18 protein-coding genes are annotated in these 19,438 nt (G+C 34.8%); 14 read left to right on the top strand and 4 right to left on the bottom strand.

Annotation, left to right across the window (positions count from 1 at the left end; all coding sequences use genetic code 11):
* On the bottom strand, positions 1-585 hold the full coding sequence (locus tag C8N41_RS14200) for a TetR/AcrR family transcriptional regulator (protein ID WP_115839749.1): 585 nt from the start codon (positions 583-585) through the stop codon (positions 1-3).
* Between the two features lie 161 nt (positions 586-746).
* Between C8N41_RS14200 and C8N41_RS14195 the strand changes: the two genes are divergently transcribed.
* The 4 genes from C8N41_RS14195 to C8N41_RS14180 all read left to right on the top strand — a co-directional run bounded on the left by C8N41_RS14195 (position 747) and on the right by C8N41_RS14180 (position 5,229).
* A complete protein-coding gene (locus C8N41_RS14195; protein WP_092447854.1) occupies positions 747-1,370 on the top strand; it encodes a MarC family protein in 624 nt (207 codons plus the stop codon).
* A 219-nt stretch (positions 1,371-1,589) separates the two neighbouring features.
* The gene (gene kefF / locus C8N41_RS14190; protein ID WP_115839748.1) at positions 1,590-2,186 is read left to right on the top strand and encodes a glutathione-regulated potassium-efflux system oxidoreductase KefF; all 597 of its coding nucleotides are present in this window, start codon (positions 1,590-1,592) and stop codon (positions 2,184-2,186) included.
* A 2-nt stretch (positions 2,187-2,188) separates the two neighbouring features.
* Positions 2,189-4,081 (top strand): monovalent cation:proton antiporter-2 (CPA2) family protein, encoded by a 1,893-nt coding sequence (locus C8N41_RS14185; RefSeq protein ID WP_115839747.1) that lies wholly within the window; start codon positions 2,189-2,191, stop codon positions 4,079-4,081.
* A gap of 143 nt (positions 4,082-4,224) precedes the next feature.
* Entirely contained in the window at positions 4,225-5,229 is a 1,005-nt protein-coding gene (locus C8N41_RS14180; protein WP_115839746.1) for an LLM class flavin-dependent oxidoreductase, read from the top strand.
* Positions 5,230-5,289: 60 nt separating this feature from the next.
* Here C8N41_RS14180 and C8N41_RS14175 read toward each other — a convergent pair whose 3' ends face one another.
* Positions 5,290-6,159: an outer membrane beta-barrel protein gene (locus C8N41_RS14175; RefSeq protein ID WP_115839832.1), complete on the bottom strand. Its 870-nt coding sequence runs from the start codon at positions 6,157-6,159 to the stop codon at positions 5,290-5,292.
* 365 nt (positions 6,160-6,524) lie between these two features.
* On the opposite strand from C8N41_RS14175, the gene C8N41_RS14170 reads away from it, so the two are divergent.
* The 6 genes from C8N41_RS14170 (at position 6,525) to C8N41_RS14145 (ending at position 13,549) form a co-directional block, all read left to right on the top strand.
* Positions 6,525-8,282 carry a tetratricopeptide repeat protein gene (locus C8N41_RS14170; protein WP_115839745.1) on the top strand — a complete coding sequence of 586 codons (1,758 nt, stop codon included), beginning with the start codon at positions 6,525-6,527 and terminating at the stop codon, positions 8,280-8,282.
* Between the two features lie 223 nt (positions 8,283-8,505).
* Entirely contained in the window at positions 8,506-9,633 is a 1,128-nt protein-coding gene (locus tag C8N41_RS14165) for a serine hydrolase domain-containing protein (RefSeq protein ID WP_115839744.1), read from the top strand.
* A gap of 31 nt (positions 9,634-9,664) precedes the next feature.
* Positions 9,665-10,315 (top strand): hypothetical protein, encoded by a 651-nt coding sequence (locus tag C8N41_RS14160; protein ID WP_115839831.1) that lies wholly within the window; start codon positions 9,665-9,667, stop codon positions 10,313-10,315.
* Between the two features lie 36 nt (positions 10,316-10,351).
* Entirely contained in the window at positions 10,352-11,479 is a 1,128-nt protein-coding gene (locus tag C8N41_RS14155) for a serine hydrolase domain-containing protein (RefSeq protein WP_115839830.1), read from the top strand.
* A 48-nt stretch (positions 11,480-11,527) separates the two neighbouring features.
* Positions 11,528-12,391 carry an SDR family oxidoreductase gene (locus C8N41_RS14150; RefSeq protein ID WP_115839743.1) on the top strand — a complete coding sequence of 288 codons (864 nt, stop codon included), beginning with the start codon at positions 11,528-11,530 and terminating at the stop codon, positions 12,389-12,391.
* A 57-nt stretch (positions 12,392-12,448) separates the two neighbouring features.
* Complete coding sequence (locus tag C8N41_RS14145) at positions 12,449-13,549, top strand: type 1 glutamine amidotransferase domain-containing protein (RefSeq protein ID WP_115839742.1); 1,101 nt, start codon at positions 12,449-12,451, stop codon at positions 13,547-13,549.
* An 80-nt stretch (positions 13,550-13,629) separates the two neighbouring features.
* On the opposite strand, the gene C8N41_RS14140 is transcribed toward C8N41_RS14145, so the two are convergent.
* Positions 13,630-13,974 carry a winged helix-turn-helix transcriptional regulator gene (locus C8N41_RS14140; RefSeq protein ID WP_092447652.1) on the bottom strand — a complete coding sequence of 115 codons (345 nt, stop codon included), beginning with the start codon at positions 13,972-13,974 and terminating at the stop codon, positions 13,630-13,632.
* A 244-nt stretch (positions 13,975-14,218) separates the two neighbouring features.
* On the opposite strand from C8N41_RS14140, the gene C8N41_RS14135 reads away from it, so the two are divergent.
* The 4 genes from C8N41_RS14135 to C8N41_RS14120 all read left to right on the top strand — a co-directional run bounded on the left by C8N41_RS14135 (position 14,219) and on the right by C8N41_RS14120 (position 17,643).
* Complete coding sequence (locus tag C8N41_RS14135; protein WP_115839741.1) at positions 14,219-14,893, top strand: NAD(P)H-dependent oxidoreductase; 675 nt, start codon at positions 14,219-14,221, stop codon at positions 14,891-14,893.
* A gap of 78 nt (positions 14,894-14,971) precedes the next feature.
* Positions 14,972-15,805 carry a DUF4437 domain-containing protein gene (locus tag C8N41_RS14130; protein ID WP_092447654.1) on the top strand — a complete coding sequence of 278 codons (834 nt, stop codon included), beginning with the start codon at positions 14,972-14,974 and terminating at the stop codon, positions 15,803-15,805.
* Positions 15,806-15,807: 2 nt separating this feature from the next.
* Positions 15,808-16,164, top strand: a complete 357-nt coding sequence (locus tag C8N41_RS14125; RefSeq protein ID WP_092447655.1) for a hypothetical protein — start codon at positions 15,808-15,810, stop codon at positions 16,162-16,164.
* Between the two features lie 189 nt (positions 16,165-16,353).
* Positions 16,354-17,643, top strand: coding sequence for a sensor histidine kinase (locus C8N41_RS14120; RefSeq protein ID WP_115839740.1), 1,290 nt, complete (start codon positions 16,354-16,356; stop codon positions 17,641-17,643).
* A gap of 52 nt (positions 17,644-17,695) precedes the next feature.
* Here C8N41_RS14120 and C8N41_RS14115 read toward each other — a convergent pair whose 3' ends face one another.
* The gene (locus C8N41_RS14115; RefSeq protein WP_115839739.1) at positions 17,696-19,177 is read right to left on the bottom strand and encodes a T9SS type A sorting domain-containing protein; all 1,482 of its coding nucleotides are present in this window, start codon (positions 19,175-19,177) and stop codon (positions 17,696-17,698) included.
* Between the last annotated feature and the right edge of the window lie 261 nt (positions 19,178-19,438).

Genomic DNA, 19,438 nt, shown 5'->3' with positions numbered 1-19,438 from the left:
CTACTTACACATTTTTATACTGCTCCAAGCGGATTGATAAGCATCTTCTAATTGCGAAGCATCTAACTTAAGTACACCTCGCTTTTCCGACATCATTAAAAAAGATAAAGGGTTGATGGAGTAGGCGTAAAGCATGTAATTAGTCATGGGTTTTATAATACCTTCCTTTTTACCACGTTCCCACAAATCTAATAAGGGTTGCAAATGCTTTATACCTTCTTGACGGCTTTCTTCATCTATCATTGGTGTATTATCACATTGCGCTAAAAACATGGCATGTTCGCATTCTTTTAGTTTAAAATCGGCAATACGTTTCCATATCATTTCAAATCCGGCTTCTACCGACATGGATTCATCATAATTTGCAAAAGCATAATTGGTGTATTCGGCCTTCACATCGATATAAGTCTGATTAACTAAATCTTGCTTATTTTCAAAATACAGATATATTGTTGCCGGAGACACCTTGGCCATTTTTGCAATTTTGCTCATCGGTGTGGCATGAAATCCGTTGTTATTTACCAACTCTATTGTGGCTTTTACAAGGGCGTTTCTTTTATCTATACTTTTTTGAAGTTTTGCCATGGTATTAAAATTCTGTTACAAAGATATACCAAAAATGAACGTTCATTCTTTTTTTAACAAAGGTTTAGGTTTCTAAATAGAAGGCCATGTTATTATTTTCAAAATTAATTAGGAAAGTAGGAGGTAATTCAATTTCTTGCGCGATTAAATCTTTTACAAAAATGGATAACCTAATTACATTTTCAATTACGGTATTTACAGGATTTTTTGCTATAACCAATCCTATCTCTAATATGACAGTATTCTTGTCATTAACCCAAGGTGCGGACGAAAAAACAAAACGAGACATTAACAAAAAAGCGAATTTAATAGCTTTTGTCATTGTCACCGTATTTGTGCTTTTAGGGAAATATATATTTGAATTGTTTAATATTAGTATTCCGGCTTTTAAAATAACTGGCGGCATCTTAATATTTTACATCGGTTTCGAAATGCTACAATCTAAAAAATCGGACGTAAAAAATATAAAACACGTTAACATCGATGAAGATATTGCTATTTCACCGCTAGCGATTCCAATTTTAGCAGGACCAGGCACCATCGTTACCGCCATGAACTTTGTTTCTAACGTAGAGGTTTTGCATATCATTTTAGTAATTGCCATTTTTGGTTCCATGAGTCTATTAACCTATTTTACCTTTAGAATGAGCGATTATATTGTGAATATTGTTGGTAATAACGTCATTTCTGTGATTGGAAAAATAATGGGTTTAATCATAGCCATAATTGGTACAGGAATGATTATTCAAGGTATTAAGATATCCTTTAATCTTATTACGACTTAGATTATCACCGTTTTCCAGTATGGCTTCCGACGCACCTTATAGTCTACAACGGAAAGGCTTTTATACGGTGAGTGTTTCGATATCAAAAAGTTGTGTCCTACAGCAATTATCTTATTTTTATGGTTAATAGCCACAGCGCACAACATACAAATATCTGAATTAATAGCACAAAATTTTAAACCTACTGTATTTAAACGTATTTATCGTTAGTTTTATAACATGAAAAAGATTCTCATTATATTTTCACATCCTAAACTTGAAAAATCTAGAGCCAACCGATCTTTAATTGAACATATTAGAGGCAAAGATCAGGTAACTATTCACGATTTATATGAAGAATATCCCGATTTTCATATTGATGTTCCAAGAGAACAACAATTATTAGAACAGCACGATATCATCATTTGGCATCATCCGTTTTACTGGTACAGTTGTCCTCCATTAATGAAACAATGGATAGATATGGTTTTAGAGTTTAATTGGGCTTATGGACCAAAAGGGAAAGCTCTGCATAATAAAATTTGTTTAAATGCCATTACAACGGGTGGTTCTAAAGAGGTTTACTGTTCTGCTGGCTATAACAGTTTTACGGTAGAACAGTTTTTAAGACCTTTTGAACAAACGTCTAATTTGTGCGGCATGACGTATTTTCCACCGTTTGCGGTTATGGGTACGCATAGTATCTCGGATGAAGTATTACATAATTATAAAATCAGTTACGGAAAGTTAATCGATTTACTTCAGGCAGATCTCTCCTTACAAGATTTTGAAAAGCTTTCATTTATAAACGATATCCCACAACTTAAAACCACTTAAATATGACTGGAAGTTTACTTTTTATGGCCATTGTCTTTTTAGCAGGTGCTATTATTTGTGTCTCTTTAGCCAAACGCTTGGGATTAAGTTCTGTAATTGGCTATTTGTTGGCTGGTATATTAATTGGTCCCTACGTATTGGGATTTATCGGAGAGGAGGGTGATGATATTCTTCATTTTGCTGAATTCGGAGTGGTAATGATGTTATTTCTTATTGGTTTAGAAATCGAACCAAAGAACTTTTGGAACATGAGAAAAACCATTATTGGTATGGGAGGAATTCAGGTCGGTGGAACAATGCTATTATCCTTTCTATTATTTTCATTACTTGGGTTTGATTGGGAAGTCACCTTAGTGATTTCAATGGCTATAGCACTTTCTTCTACCGCAATAGCCATGCAAACGATAAAAGAAAAAGGCTTAATGCCTACAACGTTTGGAACCTCTGCATTTTCCATTTTACTCTTTCAAGATATCATTGTCATTTTTATGATTGGTGCTATGCCGCTTTTAGCGAACACCGGAAACACAACTACGACAGACGAGCATAGTACTACTGCAAATTTAATTGAAAGCTTACCACTAGGATTGCAAACCTTAGCCATTATTTCATCTGTTGCGGTAATTATTGTTTTAGGCCGTCTTATTATTGTGCCTATGCTTAGAAAAGTAGCCAAAACTGGTGTGAGAGAATTATTAATTGCAGCCGCTTTTTTAATTGTATTTGGTATTTCATTTATTATGGAACTGGTAGGATTAAGTCCGGCATTAGGGGCCTTTTTAGGTGGTGTGGTGTTATCTAATAGTGAGTTTAAACACGAATTAGAAAGTACCTTAGAACCCTTTAAAAACTTGCTACTCGGTTTGTTTTTCATGGCTGTTGGTGCCTCTATTAACTTTATCGTCATTGCCAAAAGTTCGCTTACTATTGGTGGACTTTTACTAGCCATCATTTTATTAAAAGCATTAGTATTATATATCACGGCACAAGTATTTAAATTAAAATTAGATCAAAAACTATTACTCACATTCAGTTTAGCCCAAGTAGGTGAATTTGCATTTGTATTATTATCGTTCGCGTTTAGTCTTCACATTTTAGAACAGGAGCAAATGGATATGATGCTCGTTATTACAGCACTAAGTATGGCATTAACACCTATTATTAGTATGCTTAATGAGCGTGTGATACTTCCAAAAGTGGGTACTAAACAATCTATTAAGCGACCAATGGATCATATTGCGAAATCTCACAAAATAATTCTTGTTGGATTTGGACATTTCGGTAGTACTATTGGCCGTTTTTTAAGATCGCATGGTATTGAAGCTACAATTCTAGATCAAGATTCTAATCGTGTAGATTTTCTTCGTAAAATGGGATTTGAAGTCTATTATGGTGATGCCACACGATTAGATTTACTAGAATCTGCCGGAATTGCAGATGCTAAAATCATCATCGTAGCCACCAATAAGCTCAATGTGTCTAAAGCCATTAGTAAAATTGTGAAGGAAAAGTATCCACATGTCGAGATGTTAATTCGTACCAAAAACAGAGACGATGCATATGAATTATTAAACCTTGGTCACGAAAACATCTATAGAGAATCCTTAGAAACCTCATTGGCTATGGCGAGTGAAGTACTGCACAAAATTGGATTTAGAAAATACACACTAAAACGACAGGTTAAAAACTTTATAAAGTATGACGAAACCAGTTTAAGACGTTTAGCTAAAACATCGAAGCGAGGTGATGACTATATTTTTAAAGCAAGGAAAGAGTTGCAAGAGCAAGAGGAATTATTGGGTGCCGATTTTAAAAGAGGTATAGTCGATTTTGACAAACATTGGGATAGCGAACATATTAGAAAAGCATTAGAAAACTCTACTACAAAGCTGTAACTCCTTAGCGCTTATCTGAATCCAAAATCACCGTAGTTTGAGTCTTTATAATTAGCAATAATTTAGTAATTATTTAATAAAGAAAACGACTATGAAATTGTAATTTCACGTTTTAACCCCAAAATATATATTCGAATATAGTTATGAATCCTAAGCACGTTGCATATTCCATATTAGACCTTGCCTTAGTATCTGAAGGCCAAACGCTTAAAGCTACTTTTAATAATGCTTTACAATTGGCACAGGAAGCAGAAAGCTTTGGCTATAAACGGTTTTGGCTCGCAGAGCATCACAACGCCGAAAATATTGGAAGTAGTGCCACCTCTGTACTCATTGGCTATGTGGCGCAAGGCACAAAAACCATCAACGTAGGTTCTGGTGGTATTATGTTACCTAACCATTCTCCTTTAATTATTGCCGAACAGTTTGGAACCCTTGGTACCTTATATCCAAATCGCATCGATTTAGGATTAGGCAGAGCACCTGGTACAGATAAAGAAACAGCTGAAGCGATACGTACAGACTTTATGCAAGCGGCACATTCTTTTCCTAATGAAGTCAATAAAATACAAACCTATTTTTCTGCGGCTAATGATGAGGCTAAAGTTCGAGCCACAGTTGCCGAAGGAGTGCATGTACCGCTGTATATTCTTGGGTCGAGCACAGATAGTGCGCATCTGGCAGCTAAAAAAGGGTTACCTTATGCCTTTGCTAGTCACTTTGCTACAGCACATCTATGGGATGCTATAGCTATTTATCGCAAAGAATTTCAGCCGTCTAAAACACAAGACCAACCTTATATGATGGCTGGTGTTAATATTATAATCGCGGATACAGACGAGGAAGCCGAACGCTTAGCTACTTCATTAATTCGGATGATTGTAGGCATTTTTACGGGTAGACGTGCAAAAGTACAACCACCAACTGACATGACGAATGACTTAAGAGACATTATGCGTAATCCGCAAGTGCATCAAATGTTGAAATATTCTTTTATTGGCAGTAAAGCTACTGTGAAAACTCAGGTTAAAGAATTTTTAGATCAAACTAATGCAGACGAATTAATTGCGGTGACACATTTATACGACATTGAGGCTAGAATTCATTCGTACAAACTGTTCGCTGAAATTATGAATGAATTGCAATAAAAAAACTCTTATCATTACAATAAGAGTTTTTAAGCGTTTTAAAAAAAGTTAATTTACAACTTACCGTTCATGAGATGGTGCCGCTTTTTTAAATTTATAAATCACACCAAAATTAATTCCGAAAGAAGAATAAGGGACTTTTACCGCTAATTCTTTTGAGGAATCGGTATTATCCGAAGGCAACTCATCTACAAAGGTCGTATGTCTGTTAGTGCCTTCTGGTAAATTATCTAAGGTATAAAGACCACGTACTGCAACGGTGCCATCTGGTAACACAACATCGGTATTAAATGCTGTAATTTCAGAATCCTTACGCTTTAAACTGATACCGTAATACTCAGCTTCGGCAAATACACTAAAATTTTCATTCAGTGGATACTCATAACCAAGCGCTGCCACAAACCCTAAAGGAAACTGTCCGTGATAATCCTCTACATAATTAGTTTCAGAATACGATCCGTAAGGCACACCAATAGCATCGGCTTCAGCTTGAGAAAAAGTTGCTTTTTGATAAACGACAGCTTCTGTTTTCCCTCCTAATTTAACAAGCGCACCAAGGCGCGCATAAACATTAGTGTTAAATTTATATACTATTGAAGCTGCTGCTCCAAACGCGCGGGCTCTTGCGACTGCATCGACCTCATAACCCGTTAAATTTACATCAGAAACGGTTTGGTCATCTCCATGGAGGTATCCTAAACTCAAATCGAGACCAAAACTATCATTAAAGAAATAGGTTCCTCGTAATTGGGCATTTAAGCCTTCACCATAGCTGCCATAAGAATTTTCTATACCGTTAGCGGTCTGTGTTTCACCCAATTTCATGCCTGCACTTCCAATGGCATAACCACCACTGGCAGAAACTTGAAATTGTGCATAAGTCGTTGTACTGAGCAAAAGTGCTAAAAGTACTGTAATTGAATGTTTCATATTTGAAGATTTTTTAATATCAATTGAAGATTTGGACTTCATATAAATGTGGCTGCAAAGGTACGTCTTTATTAGGTTTCACTACGTTAACTTTTATATAATTCTTTAGTGAAACACGTTAAAGAGCTTAGGCTTTTATACAGAGAATATTAGCTTTTAAACAGGTTGCAAATTACCGTTAGTAATACAATCTGATAGACAAAAAAAAGGGATAAATGCATACATAAATTCAAATGTTGATGCCAATGTACAATCTCACCAAAGCATCACTGCTCATTTTATCTCGTTTTCTTACTTTTACAGCGCTTTAAGTAAAAAATAGCTTGATTAATCAAAAATCCATAGCAGTACTTCCCTTTGTCAATATGAGTAACGATATTGATAACAACTATTTTTGCGATGGTATTACTGAAGAAATCATCAATGCATTAACTAAAGTAAAGGGTTTAAAAGTTATAGCAAGAACCTCTTCGTTTGCCTTTAAAAACAAAAATGCAGATGTAAGGCATATTGGCAATCAATTGGGTGTGGCTACAGTTTTAGAGGGCAGTATCAGAATATTTAATAAACGCATCCGTATTAGTGTGCAATTGATACGTACCAATGATGGATTTCAGGTTTGGTCTCAAAATTTCGATAGAAAATTAGAGGATATTTTTGAGCTTCAAGATGAAATAAGTCTAATCATCGCCGAACAAATCCGTGAAAATTTTGGTCATCTCGATATTTCAAAACACATTTCTATCGTCGGAACTAAAAATATTAATGCCTATAAATTATATTTAAAAGGTAGAGCATACCAACTTAATTGGGCCTTAGATGATTATCTAGAAGCGATAAAGTGTTACAAACAAAGTATAGCGATAGATCAAAATTTCTATGATGCCTATTTTGCATTGAGTCGATCTTATGGAATTTTGTCAAGTTGGGGAGTAATTGAAAAAGAAGACGGAAGACAAAAAGCTAGAACATATTTAGAAGAAGGTTTAAAGATTAATAACACGTCTTATTTGGGCTATTTTTCGGAATCCTCTTTAAGTTTTTGGAACAATTGGAACTATACCAAAGCCCTAGAAACGCTAAAGAAATCTTTACACAAAAATCCTAGTTTTGCTATAGCTTACGAAGGTATTGCTGAAATCTACATGGCAACAAACCAATTAGATAAAGCACTATCTAACATCAATAAAGCCATAGAAATTAGTCCATTGTCGCCTAACCATTATTTTACAAAAGGGAATATCTATTTTTTAAATAAAGATTATAACAAAGCGATTAGTAATTTGAATGAATGCCTAAGAATAGATCCTAACTTTACCTTAGCTATTGAAACCAAATTAGCCTGTTACATGTTTTTAAATGACGCCTCTAATTTTAATAATTATATAGCCACAATGCCACAACTTATTCATCCTAAGTTGTGCGAAACATTGTTTAACTTAATCAATATAAAGCCTGTAGATATTCAACTTGATGCTAATACTATAACTATTGAAGAGGCATTTAAAAGTATTTACCCATGGTCTTTCTATTTCATCATTCATGCTTGTAAAACGGATGAAGCGTTAGCTGTTTTTGAAGAAAAGATGAAACTAAAAGTTGGACAATTAGTCAACTTTCAATTAGATCCGTTTTTAGACCCTTTAAGAAACCATCCTAGGTTTCAGTTAATTACTAAACAAACCTTGTCTTCTGGGATTCGCCTACCAAAGGAAATATCTTCCAAGGCGCAAAACAGCATTACAAAACCCTTAGATGCATCCGAAATCATCAAATATAAATGGGCTTTAGAGCAATTCTTAAAGGATTCCGAACCGTACTTAAATCCGAATCTTTCGTTAAAAGAACTGGCCAATAACATTAAATTACATCCTAATAAATTGTCTTGGCTTTTAAATGCCGAATACGATAAAAACTTCAACGACTTTATCAATCAGTACCGCATAAACCATTTTAAAGCCATCGCATTAAACCCTGAATTTAAACATGTTACCATTTTAGGATTGGCTTACGATAGCGGCTTTAATTCCAAAAGTGTCTTTAATACCTACTTCAAAAAAACAGAAGGCACCACACCGAGTCAATGGGTAAAAGCACAAAATAATAGACGACGTAATACTTGATTTTTCATAGAGACACCGTTTCATCTCAGCTTTTAAATAGACTAATTTATTAACAGCATGTCACCTGTTCTTACACGCGTGCACAGGTATTTCTATGGGTTTAAGCAAAGGCATAGGCTACAATTCCGAACGTCCTAATTTATAATCTCGGACGATTGAAATCCTTTTATACAGCAACTTTGCACCATCCAATAATTATACATCAATCAAAAAATAAACAGTCATGAAAGCATTTCATCCCACATCCAAAGAAGACAACTCTAGCAAACTCAAAACTATCGGTAACGGTGTTGTATTCATTTTTTTACTAGGTATCACCACCTTAATATCGTCCTGTTCTAGTGACGATGATACCAATGCACCAAGCACTAACTATACAACTGCTGAACAACTATTAACCGATATCGACTTTAAAGGGTATGCTATTATTACTGAAAACGGAAATGATCTCGTGCGTCAGGGCTTCGGATTAGCCAATGAAAGTACAGCATTGGCTCAAGATGATAATTTAGCCTACAGAATAGGATCTGTGACCAAAACCTTAACGGCTGCAGCAATGGTACAGTTAAAACGCGATGGGTTAATTACAAGCTTTAATCAAACCTTAAATGAATTTGATGATACATTTCCTAATGGAGATCTAATTACAATTAATCAATTATTGTCGCATCAATCTGGTATTCCTGATTATCAATTTGTAGTTGAAGATGCTTACGAACAAGGCGAAACTCTAGATGAAGCAGATATCTATGAGGTAATTATGGAAATGATTTCAGAAAACGGTCTCAATTTCACACCTGGTTCTGGGAAACAGTATAGCAATTCAAACTTTCTAATCGCTGCTTTATTGATTGAAGAATTAGCTCAGGTGTCTTACCACGACTATATACAACAACACCTTTTAACGCCTTTAAACATGACAAACACCTACAAAGGCACCAATGTTATCGATACCAACACACATGCTGAAGGCTATAACAATGGTAGCAGTAATAGTACCTATCCTATGACTATTGCATTTGGAGTGGGCGACTTTAGTAGCACACCAAATAATATGGAAACTTGGACCAATGCTGTTAAAAACAATTGGTTTTCAGCGTCTGAAAAAGCTGAAATATTTGCTGAAGACGTCCCAAGTGGCTACGTCGATTTTGGTCTTGGTTGGTTCACTACACAAGAAGGTAACACCACAATGTACTGGCATGGTGGAGATATCAATGGCTATTGGAGTATGATTGGCTTTATACCGGAATACGATGCTACAATCGTATTATTAAGTAATCAGCAAGATGATACTGGTGCACAACGCAATACCATTATTCAACAACTATTAACCAATGAATTCAATTAAAAATATAACCCAACCATTAAAACTTGTACACATGAAACAGTTATCAACTATACTCATTCTATTCACACTAATAACAAATGCTGCGTTTGCGCAAAGTCAGCAAAAACAACTCAAAGATCACATACCAAATCACAAATACAGAGTTAGTTTTCCTGCTATAATTCTAGGTAATATTGGTGATGGTGGCAAAAGAACAAATACTAAACACATCGAATTGCATGTGAAGCGTGAATTAGACGCTAAAAATATTATAGGTATAAAATTTGCCACCTGGCGATTATTTCAACCTATGGGCATTCAGTGGTGGGACGGACTTTTAGACAAAATAGATTCTGAAAGTGAGTTCTATCCTGGCTACCTCAAAGAAACCGGAATTGGGGTGTCGTATCAGCGCATGTTATGGAAAGGGCTATTTGCATCTATAGAAGTGTTGCCTCAGTACAAAACCTATGTAGATCTTGATAATAAAGAAATAGCTAATGGCTTTAAACTATATACCTCATACCACATCGGTTATCATTTCGCTTTTGGTAAAAAGAAACAATTCTTTATCGAACCTCAGTTTCATTGTCAAAACTGGATGATTGACACCAATACTCCTGATGAATTTAAGCAACTAGACAACAAATGGAAATCACACTTTCTGTTTGAGCCTAATCTTTATATTGGTATTAAATTTTAAGTGCATACACTGACAAACGCTACAAATACCATCATTATGAAAACCATACTTTTAGGAATAATGTTTATACTCGGATGGTCTTGTAATAGTCAACAAACTCTAAATAAGGCTATAATAGACCTATTTAAAACCGAATTAGAAAAAGAAAACATTAATAGTGGCATACTACACGTGTATTCTAAATCGCGTGGAATTAATTTGCAAATCGCCAAAAGCAAAGTTGATACCATCAATAACAACAGTCCATTTTACACGGCTAGTGTCACCAAAATGCTAACAGCCGCAGCCATTGGAATTTTAAAAGATGAGCATAAACTCAATTTTAATGATAAAGTTGCTCAGTATTTACCAGAAGCGTTACTACGCGATCTTCACCTTTTTGATGGAAAAGACCATTCAAAAGACTTGACTATTGCGCACTTATTACAGCATACGTCTGGATTGCCAGACTATTTTACAGACCCTACCAATGATGGCAGCCCTAATGTCATCAATCAGATATTAACGAATCCTCAAAAATCATGGTCAGCAGAAGCATTGATTACGTTTACCAAGCAAAAAATGACACCGCTTTTTAGCCCAGGTACTAGCTATCATTATACCGATACGGAATATGTGCTCTTAGCATTGATTATAGAAAACGTAAGTGGCTTACCGTTTCATCAGTTCTTAAAGCAACAGATATTTCAGCCTTTACAGATGCAGAGCGCTTACATCAATTTAAAATCAGCACCAATTAAAGAGACCTTGCCTATGACTAAGTTTTATGCTGGTAATTTGGAGTTGTCATCCCTTACAAGTTTAAGTGCTGATTGGGGAGGAGGTGGTTTAGTAGCCTCAACCAAAGACTTAATTACTTTTCTGGAAGCATATCATAACGATGCCATTGTAACTAAAACCACACGTTTAGCCATGCAAAATTGGGTTAATGAAACCGAAGGTATGGACTACGGATTTGGAATAAGAAAAGTATTTATGAATGCAGTCACAGGTTCTGATACAGATATAGAACTTATTGGACATTCCGGTAGTACTGCGGCTTTTGTATGGTATTGTCCGCAATTAGACACCTACATTTCTGGGACTTTAAATCAATTGGAAGCTTCAAAAAGCGCTTTCATGTTAATTCATGATGTACTGCAAATAATAGAACGCCATGACTGACGCGATTATAAGAAGCCTGAGTTGGCCATAATTCTAAATAAATGACAAATGAAAATAACAAACACACAAACCATTTTATTAGCGGGTGCTACAGGCTATTTAGGTGGTTATATCGCTAAAGCTTTAGTAGAACATCAATATAATGCTAAACTTATTGCGAGATCAGTTCAAAAACTACAAACTTTAGAACGGAAAACGGTGAAAATCGTTAAAGCCGAAGTCACACAACCCGAAACATTAAAAGGCATTTGCGAAGGAGTCACTACCGTCATCTCTACCGTTGGTATAACCCGACAAAAAGAAGGTTTAACTTATATGGATGTCGATTATCAGGCTAATATTAACTTACTAAACGAAGCCAAAAAAGCAGGAGTTAAAAAGTTGATCTACGTGTCTGCTATTAACGGAAATAAATACCGACATCTCAAAATTTTTGAAGCTAAAGAAAAGTTTGTAGACGCTTTAAAGGCATCAGGATTGGACTATACTATTATTCGTCCTAATGGTTTTTTTTCAGATATGAAAGATTTTTTAGACATGGCCAGAAAAGGAAAAATATACCTTTTTGGTCATGGTGAACAAAAATTTAATCCTATCCATGGCGAAGATTTAGCGATCGTCTGCTTACAAGCTATCGCCTCTCCAAGTACTGAAATTATAGTAGGTGGACCAGACGTCTTAACACTAAACGAAATAGGGGAGATGGCATTAGAGGCTCTAGACAAACCTATAAAAATTATTCACTTACCAGATTGGACCAGACGCTTTATTATTTGGGCCCTTCGCACATTTACATCCTCTAAAACTTATGGACCCATTGAGTTCTTTTTAACCTTAATGGCAGACGATCATATTGCGCCAAGATTTGGCACCAAACGCTTATCACAGTTCTTTAAAACACTAGCCACCTAGTTACAAATTTGGCGAAGCATCGTCTGTAATATATAACAACAATTTAAAACACATCTCATGTTCAAAAAGTACAAAATATTAAAATGGCTTTTAACTAGTCTAGGTATCATCATCTTATTTATAGTCGCATTAGGTTTATATATCGCAAGCCTTTTACCAGAAGAAAATCCCAACATTAAAAATAGTCAAGCCAGTGATATTACCTATATCAATGAGGCCATACCATCGTATCGTGGTAAAATATTAGCTGTGGTTACCAGTACCGACACCATGGGTTTAAGTGGTAAAGCTACAGGCTTTGAGCTTACCGAATTAGCACGCGCTTATTACGTCTTTAAAGCTAATGGATTTGATGTCGATGTGGCAAGTCCTTTAGGTGGAGAAGCTCCAGTGGTTTTAGATGATGATGACATGGGGCGTTTCGATTATGCTTTCTTAAACGACAGCATCACACAACAAAAAATAAAACAGACCATAGCCTTAGAAGACGTAGAGCCCAATGCTTATAAAGCCATCTATTTTGTTGGAGGCAAAGGAGCCATGTTCGATTTCCCAGACAACAAACATATACAGCGCATGGTTCAAGATTTTCAAAAGGCGAATAAAATCATAGGTGCCGTCTGCCATGGACCTGCAGCCTTAACCAAAGTGACCTTAGATAACGGTGACCCCTTTATAAAACACAGAGCGGTCAGCGGATTTACCAATGCCGAAGAATTGTTACTTATTCCAGATGCCGATTCTATATTTCCCTTTTTACTTCAAGATAAACTCATCGCACAAGGTGCTGTTTTTAATGAAGGAAACATGTACTTAGAAAAAATCAGTGTTGATAAAAATTTAGTCACAGGTCAAAATCCGTGGTCGGTTTGGGCGTTAGCTGAAAACATGATACAACAATTAGGTTATACTCCAAAAGAACGTGCTATCACAGCAGATGAAAATACGGTTAAAATTCTGTATACTTACGAAACGCAAGGAATCGACAAGGCTAAGGACTTAATAAAAGAATGTATTCAAAAGAAACAAAACGTATCTAGAAGCTTATTTATAGATCATGGTGCTATCGCTGTACTGACTGGTAAATTGAGTAAATTTTATGATATGTTACGTTTGGCAGCTTATACAAAAGAAACCCAAGAACATCATACAACTTAAGTGTTTATCACTAAGTTAATAATGATAAACTAAAAGACTTAATGGTTTACATAATAAACAAAGTCATTCAAAACCAACTCTTATGTTACAAGATCACCATGTTCTTCAACAACAGAAACGCCCCAATCTGCAATCGATTGAATGACCGGAATTAACGTCTTTCCAAAATCAGTTAATGAATATTCCACTTTTAACGGTGGTTTAGATGTATACACCTTTCTTTTTATAATACCATCTTCTTCCAACGTCTTTAATTGTAAGCTAAGCGTGCGTTCTGTAACTGTTGGCATTTCCTTTCTAAGCTCGTTATACCGAAGTGTTTTATCACGCAAATGAAACAATATTACAGTCTTCCATTTTCCACCAATCACACCCATGGTTAAACTAGCGCAACATGGGTATTCTTTTCCTTTAAATTTATACATAAATACGATTATTAGTTTTAATTCAGATTGCAAAGATAGGGCACTATACTAAATTACACAACTATACTTTTTATAGTAATTTTAACATTTCTGCTAAAGTCCTATATTCATTAGCATTACTAACTAATTAGTATTAAAATTTTTATACTATCCTTTTTGACCGTTATTGTCAGTATTGAACACTATACATACTTTTGTCACTATAAAAATTATAGTACAATATATTTTAAATAAAATACGAATAATGAATACACCAAACATTGCACAAGAAGACATTTTAAACGCATTTAACTACAGACATGCTACTAAAGAATTTGATGCTACCAAAACATTAACTGATGAGCAAATCAATTTCATCTTAAAAACAGCGAATTTATCACCTAGTTCTTTTGGTTTTGAACCTTGGCATTTTATAGTGGTACAAGACAAAGATTTACGCGAACTTTTAAAACCTGTAGCTTGGGGAGCACCAGTAAAACTAGACACTGCAAGTCACTTTATTTTAGGTTTAGCAATGAAAGCGCCAATGGTAAAACACAATGCAGAATACATAGAACATATGATGAAAGACGTTAAGCAAATGCCAGAAGATGTTGTAGAAATGTATTCTAAATTTTACAGAGAGTTTCAAGAACGTGATTTTAACTTAGATTCTGATAAGAAATTATTCGATTGGTCCTCAAAGCAAACGTATATTGCCTTAGGTAATATGATGACAGCTGCTGCTTTAACCGGAATCGATTCTTGTCCTATTGAAGGCTTTCATATTGAAGAAACTGAAGCGTTGTTAAGAGATAAGTTCGAAGTGGATACTGACAAATATGGAATTTCATTTATGGCTGCATTTGGTTATAGAAAAGCAGATCCAGAATTTCCAAAGTCGAGAAGAGCTTTTGAAGATATAGTTACTTGGAAATAAAAAATATAAATTATAAAAATTTGTTATTCTGTCCCGAAACTTTGGGAGTTTCAGAATCTCATATCTAAAGTCTAAAAAATGAAAACAATAATTACACTTGTATTAGCAACTATAACTACCATAGGCACCTTTGCGCAAACACCAACAACAGACAATATTAAGTCTATAAACGAAGTAGTAACTGCAGATACTGTAGAATGGGGTTGGTTAAATCCGTTACGAGGCGATAAAAGTCCAGCTGCAGGAAAACTTTGGGGAGACAGAACCAAAAACGAACCAGCAGGTTTTTTAGTAAAATTCAATAAAGGGTTTTCTTCGCCACCACATATTCACAACATTACGTATCGTGGTGTGGTCATTAAAGGTTTATTGCATAATGATGATGAACAAGCCGAAAAACAATGGCTACCAGCTGGATCTTATTGGCAGCAACCAGCAGGAGAAGCACATATTACTGCAGCAGATGGTGAAGAAAATATGGCTTTTTTAGATATACAGGAAGGCCCCTATTTAGTACAACCAACAGACGAAGCTTTTGATAATGGTGAACGACCAATTAATGTAGATAAAACCAATTTAGTATGGTTAAACGCTAAGGATATAGAATGGGTTTCAGAAAAAAGTAATGTCGAAACTGCTTTTTTATGGGGAAGCCACGAAAAAAATCAATTACGTGCTTCTTTAATAAAATTACCAGCTGGTTTTAAAGGAAAAATTAAAAATTTAAGTCCAAATTTTAGAGCAGTCGTTATTTCTGGTGGAATTTCACACCAGTTTTCTAAAAAAGAAGATAAAAAGGAATTAAACGCACCATCATATTTCGGAGCAGAAGAAAATGCAACTTCCATAATTTCAGCGGAAAAAGAAACGGTGCTTTATATTAGAAGTAATGGAGAATTTGAGGTAAAATAATAATGAAAAACGTAAGTCTCTTAATACTAGTATTTGTTTTAGTTACGACTGTAAAAGCACAAAACACTTTAGCTGATGCAGAAGTTTTTGCAACTATAAATCAAGCTGTTGTGAATATTACATTTACTAATTCAGGAGATTTAATGTACAATCATCATCCATTTTTTGTACCTGAAAACCGCGTGATAATCATGGAAGCAAAAACCAAGGAAAGTAAACCGTTTCCAAACAAAGCGTGGAATACAGAGCATAGCGCTATTTCCATTTTACAAGTACAACCCAAAACGTTTGTCGATGTCTTGAGCTTGGAGGCTTATGCCAAAAAACTTCAAGAGGAATACATGGCTACAACCAAATAAAACCGTTTTGTGTAGTTTGTAAATGCGCTGCTCTCATAATCCAACACCCACGCCATGCGTTTCTGCGTATAACTTTTAAATAATTAAGAGGTTACGGTATTATAGTTTTATAATACTTCGTAAATTTATGGTCTGTTTATAATTTATAACAAACTCAAACGATATTAGGTCATTAAGACTTTCCAAGATATGGACACAAACAAGACTATAAATAAAACTGAAACAAATAAAATTATAGAGAGACAGTTACGTTTTCAAAAATTATTAATTAGCATTTCTACAACATATATCAATGCTGATTTATCCGAAATCGATAAACTTATTCAAAAATCTTTAAAACAAATAGGAGAATTTGTAGAGGCAGATCGTAGTTATATTTTTTCTTATGATTTAAAAAACAATACCGCATCTAATACTTACGAATGGTGCGCAGAAGACATAGAACCAGAAATTGATAATTTGCAAAATGTGCCTATCGCGTATATACCGCAGTGGGTAGATGCGCATAAAAAAGGCGAGGCATTTTATGTTGAAGATGTCTCTCTTCTTCCAGACGATGGCGAAAACGGCTTACGTGCCGTATTAGAACCACAAGGTATTAAAAGCTTAATCGCCATTCCTAAAATTAAAAATAAAGAGTTAATTGGGTTTGTTGGTTTTGATGCCGTGAAGACAATTAAAAAATACACAGAAAACGAAAAAGATATTCTATTCGTTTATGCCAATATGCTCGTTAGCGTCATTCAAAGAAAAGAATATGAAGCACATATCATTGAACAAGATAAAAAACGTGAAAAACTACTGTTAGATTTATCGTACCAAAACGAACAATTAAACGAATATGCTCACGTCGTATCTCACGATTTAAAAGCTCCGCTGATTAATATTCATACTTTGGTAACTTGGTTTATCAATGATCACAAGGACGATTTTGAAGACAGCGACATAAAGCCTTTAAATTTGGCGTTGTTCAATGTAGAGCGCATGAATAATTTAATAAAAGGAATTTTAGACTATACTACTGTAGATAAACTCGAATCAGATGATTCTAAAATTGATTTTAACTTTATCGTAGATGAGGTGGTAAAGTCGCTATTAATCCCAAAACATATCACCGTAAATATTCAAGATAACTTACCGAGTATCAATGGTAATGCCTGGAGATTTAAACAGGTCTTTCAAAACCTTATTCAAAATGCCATAAAGTATTCCGATAAAGAGCAAGGCAGCATTGAAATAGGGTATACAGACAAAAAGGATGCTTATGAGTTTTTTGTAAAAGACAACGGCATTGGCATTAAGTCCGATTATTTTGATAAAATATTTAAAGTATTTACAAAACTTGAAAGCACAAGCGCGTCCTCGGGCATTGGACTTTCTATTGTTAAAAAAATTATAGATCATTACAAAGGTGCAATTTGGTTAGAGAGCCAAGAAAACCAAGGGACAACGTTTTATTTTACGTTTTTAAAGCCGTAGTTATTTACGGCTTTGAGTTTGGCATTTGATACAAATAAAAGTAGAATTAAGCTTAAGCCTTAACAAGTTTTAAAACAGTAGGTCCAGTTATGGTTTTCAATTTTATAACATAAATACCCTTTTTAAAATGACTGATATCTATAGACAACGTTTCATCTAGTCGCTGTTTTAAAACCTGTTGCCCATTTAGCGAACTTATCGTTACCTCTCCTGTCATATAATCATTAAAATATAAGATGTCTTGTACCGGATTTGGATATGTTTTAATTAAAGATAAAAAGGAATCGTCTACCGATAAACTAGTAGCATCCAGCTTAAATGCCATCATATCTGTACCAGATCCAGAATTTATAAGATCGCTTCCAATACCTGCAGCAACAATACTACCGTTAGCTAATGGTGTAATACCATAGACTACTGTTTGGTTAAAACTATGTTCATAAACATCAAAATTACCTATATCAAATGGTGTTGAATTTTGGGTTTCGGTTCTAAAAACACGATGTAACCCAGAACCATTACTCGCAAAATAAGCGGTACCTTGGTCAGTAATAAAAGCATCTTGCATAGATGCAGTATACGTTGAACTAGCAATACCATTGACTCCAAAACTGGTATCAAATCCGTTGTTATTAAACTTTAAAATAGTGGGTTGCCAATTATTTCGGTTATTCCCTGCAGCAATAAAATAATCATTAACTTCTTTTATGGCTCGTATTTCTAATGGTAGGCTAGTAGAAAGGTTGCCACCAGTACCAAAAGTACCATCAAAACTTCCATCAGCATTGAGGAGATATAATTGGTTATCATTTTCAGTTCCATAAATTAAGATTTGGCCATTGTCTAAAAAACAGAAGGCAGAAATCCATTGGCCACTACTAAAATTATTAAAGCTAAGCCTGCCATTAGTCGCAAAAGCAGTATCTAAAACACCATTGACGGTTAATTTCTGAACTAAATAACTATAATTACTCGTCGTTCCAACACGCTCATTACCACCTATAAAAATTTCTCCGGCGTCATTAACTGCCATGCTGCTGAAGTAAGTATTATTCCCAACCGGATCATAAATATAATAACCGTTAGTTCCAAACGTGGTATCTAGAGTGCCATCGAGATTTAAACGCAATACAACTAATGATGTTTCCTCCGTATTATTAATCTCAGCAAAAGCACCAACAATTAATTTATCGTTCTGAAACGCAATATACTGTCCCGTACTTCCTGATGACCCATTATCTGTTGAACCAGGAACCACAAATGTCTTAAGTGCATCACTACCAAAAGCCAGATTTAATACACCCGTTTCCGTAGTGCTACTTACAGCCACGCGTGTTGGGTTATTGGTATAACCCACATAGTATAAAAGCCCATTACCATCATTAATCACTTTTTTAAAATATTCGCTACCGTCGTCAATGGCAAAATAGCCTGAATTTCCACTATTACCAAAGCTTAAATCGAGCTCAAAACTTTGAGACAAACATATTGGTGATACTAATAAAAGGAAAATGAGCTGTAAATTTTTAATCATAATAGTATATCATTTAGAGGGTTATAAATATGAAAAATCAATTCTATGTGTTATAAAACTACATACAAACTATTAAAACGAAACTTTAAAATGTATAGATGGCTTTATTTTATGTATGAAAGGTTATTGTAGATTTAAATATATATATGGTGAAATGGTTTATTTTACGGAAATACACATGACTACAGAATCTGTATCTCTAGATGAAGTCTTTGTTGAAGAAAAAAAATTAAATTAGCGCTAATCCATTGATACATTTTC

The organism is Winogradskyella sediminis (assembly GCF_003387355.1).
Taxonomy (GTDB): Bacteria; Bacteroidota; Bacteroidia; order Flavobacteriales; family Flavobacteriaceae; genus Winogradskyella; species Winogradskyella sediminis.
This window is presented reverse-complemented; position numbering and strand designations above follow the sequence as displayed.

Excerpts from the sequence above, each read along its gene's own strand:
- C8N41_RS14200 (WP_115839749.1), bottom strand. The coding sequence starts at position 585 with ATGGCAAAACTTCAAAAAAGTATAGATAAAAGAAACGCCCTTGTAAAA.
- C8N41_RS14195 (WP_092447854.1), top strand. The coding sequence starts at position 747 with ATGGATAACCTAATTACATTTTCAATTACGGTATTTACAGGATTTTTT.
- kefF (WP_115839748.1), top strand. The coding sequence starts at position 1,590 with ATGAAAAAGATTCTCATTATATTTTCACATCCTAAACTTGAAAAATCT.
- C8N41_RS14185 (WP_115839747.1), top strand. The coding sequence starts at position 2,189 with ATGACTGGAAGTTTACTTTTTATGGCCATTGTCTTTTTAGCAGGTGCT.
- C8N41_RS14180 (WP_115839746.1), top strand. The coding sequence starts at position 4,225 with ATGAATCCTAAGCACGTTGCATATTCCATATTAGACCTTGCCTTAGTA.
- C8N41_RS14175 (WP_115839832.1), bottom strand. The coding sequence starts at position 6,159 with ATGAAACATTCAATTACAGTACTTTTAGCACTTTTGCTCAGTACAACG.
- C8N41_RS14170 (WP_115839745.1), top strand. The coding sequence starts at position 6,525 with ATGAGTAACGATATTGATAACAACTATTTTTGCGATGGTATTACTGAA.
- C8N41_RS14165 (WP_115839744.1), top strand. The coding sequence starts at position 8,506 with ATGAAAGCATTTCATCCCACATCCAAAGAAGACAACTCTAGCAAACTC.
- C8N41_RS14160 (WP_115839831.1), top strand. The coding sequence starts at position 9,665 with ATGAAACAGTTATCAACTATACTCATTCTATTCACACTAATAACAAAT.
- C8N41_RS14155 (WP_115839830.1), top strand. The coding sequence starts at position 10,352 with ATGAAAACCATACTTTTAGGAATAATGTTTATACTCGGATGGTCTTGT.
- C8N41_RS14150 (WP_115839743.1), top strand. The coding sequence starts at position 11,528 with ATGAAAATAACAAACACACAAACCATTTTATTAGCGGGTGCTACAGGC.
- C8N41_RS14145 (WP_115839742.1), top strand. The coding sequence starts at position 12,449 with ATGTTCAAAAAGTACAAAATATTAAAATGGCTTTTAACTAGTCTAGGT.
- C8N41_RS14140 (WP_092447652.1), bottom strand. The coding sequence starts at position 13,974 with ATGTATAAATTTAAAGGAAAAGAATACCCATGTTGCGCTAGTTTAACC.
- C8N41_RS14135 (WP_115839741.1), top strand. The coding sequence starts at position 14,219 with ATGAATACACCAAACATTGCACAAGAAGACATTTTAAACGCATTTAAC.
- C8N41_RS14130 (WP_092447654.1), top strand. The coding sequence starts at position 14,972 with ATGAAAACAATAATTACACTTGTATTAGCAACTATAACTACCATAGGC.
- C8N41_RS14125 (WP_092447655.1), top strand. The coding sequence starts at position 15,808 with ATGAAAAACGTAAGTCTCTTAATACTAGTATTTGTTTTAGTTACGACT.
- C8N41_RS14120 (WP_115839740.1), top strand. The coding sequence starts at position 16,354 with ATGGACACAAACAAGACTATAAATAAAACTGAAACAAATAAAATTATA.
- C8N41_RS14115 (WP_115839739.1), bottom strand. The coding sequence starts at position 19,177 with ATGATTAAAAATTTACAGCTCATTTTCCTTTTATTAGTATCACCAATA.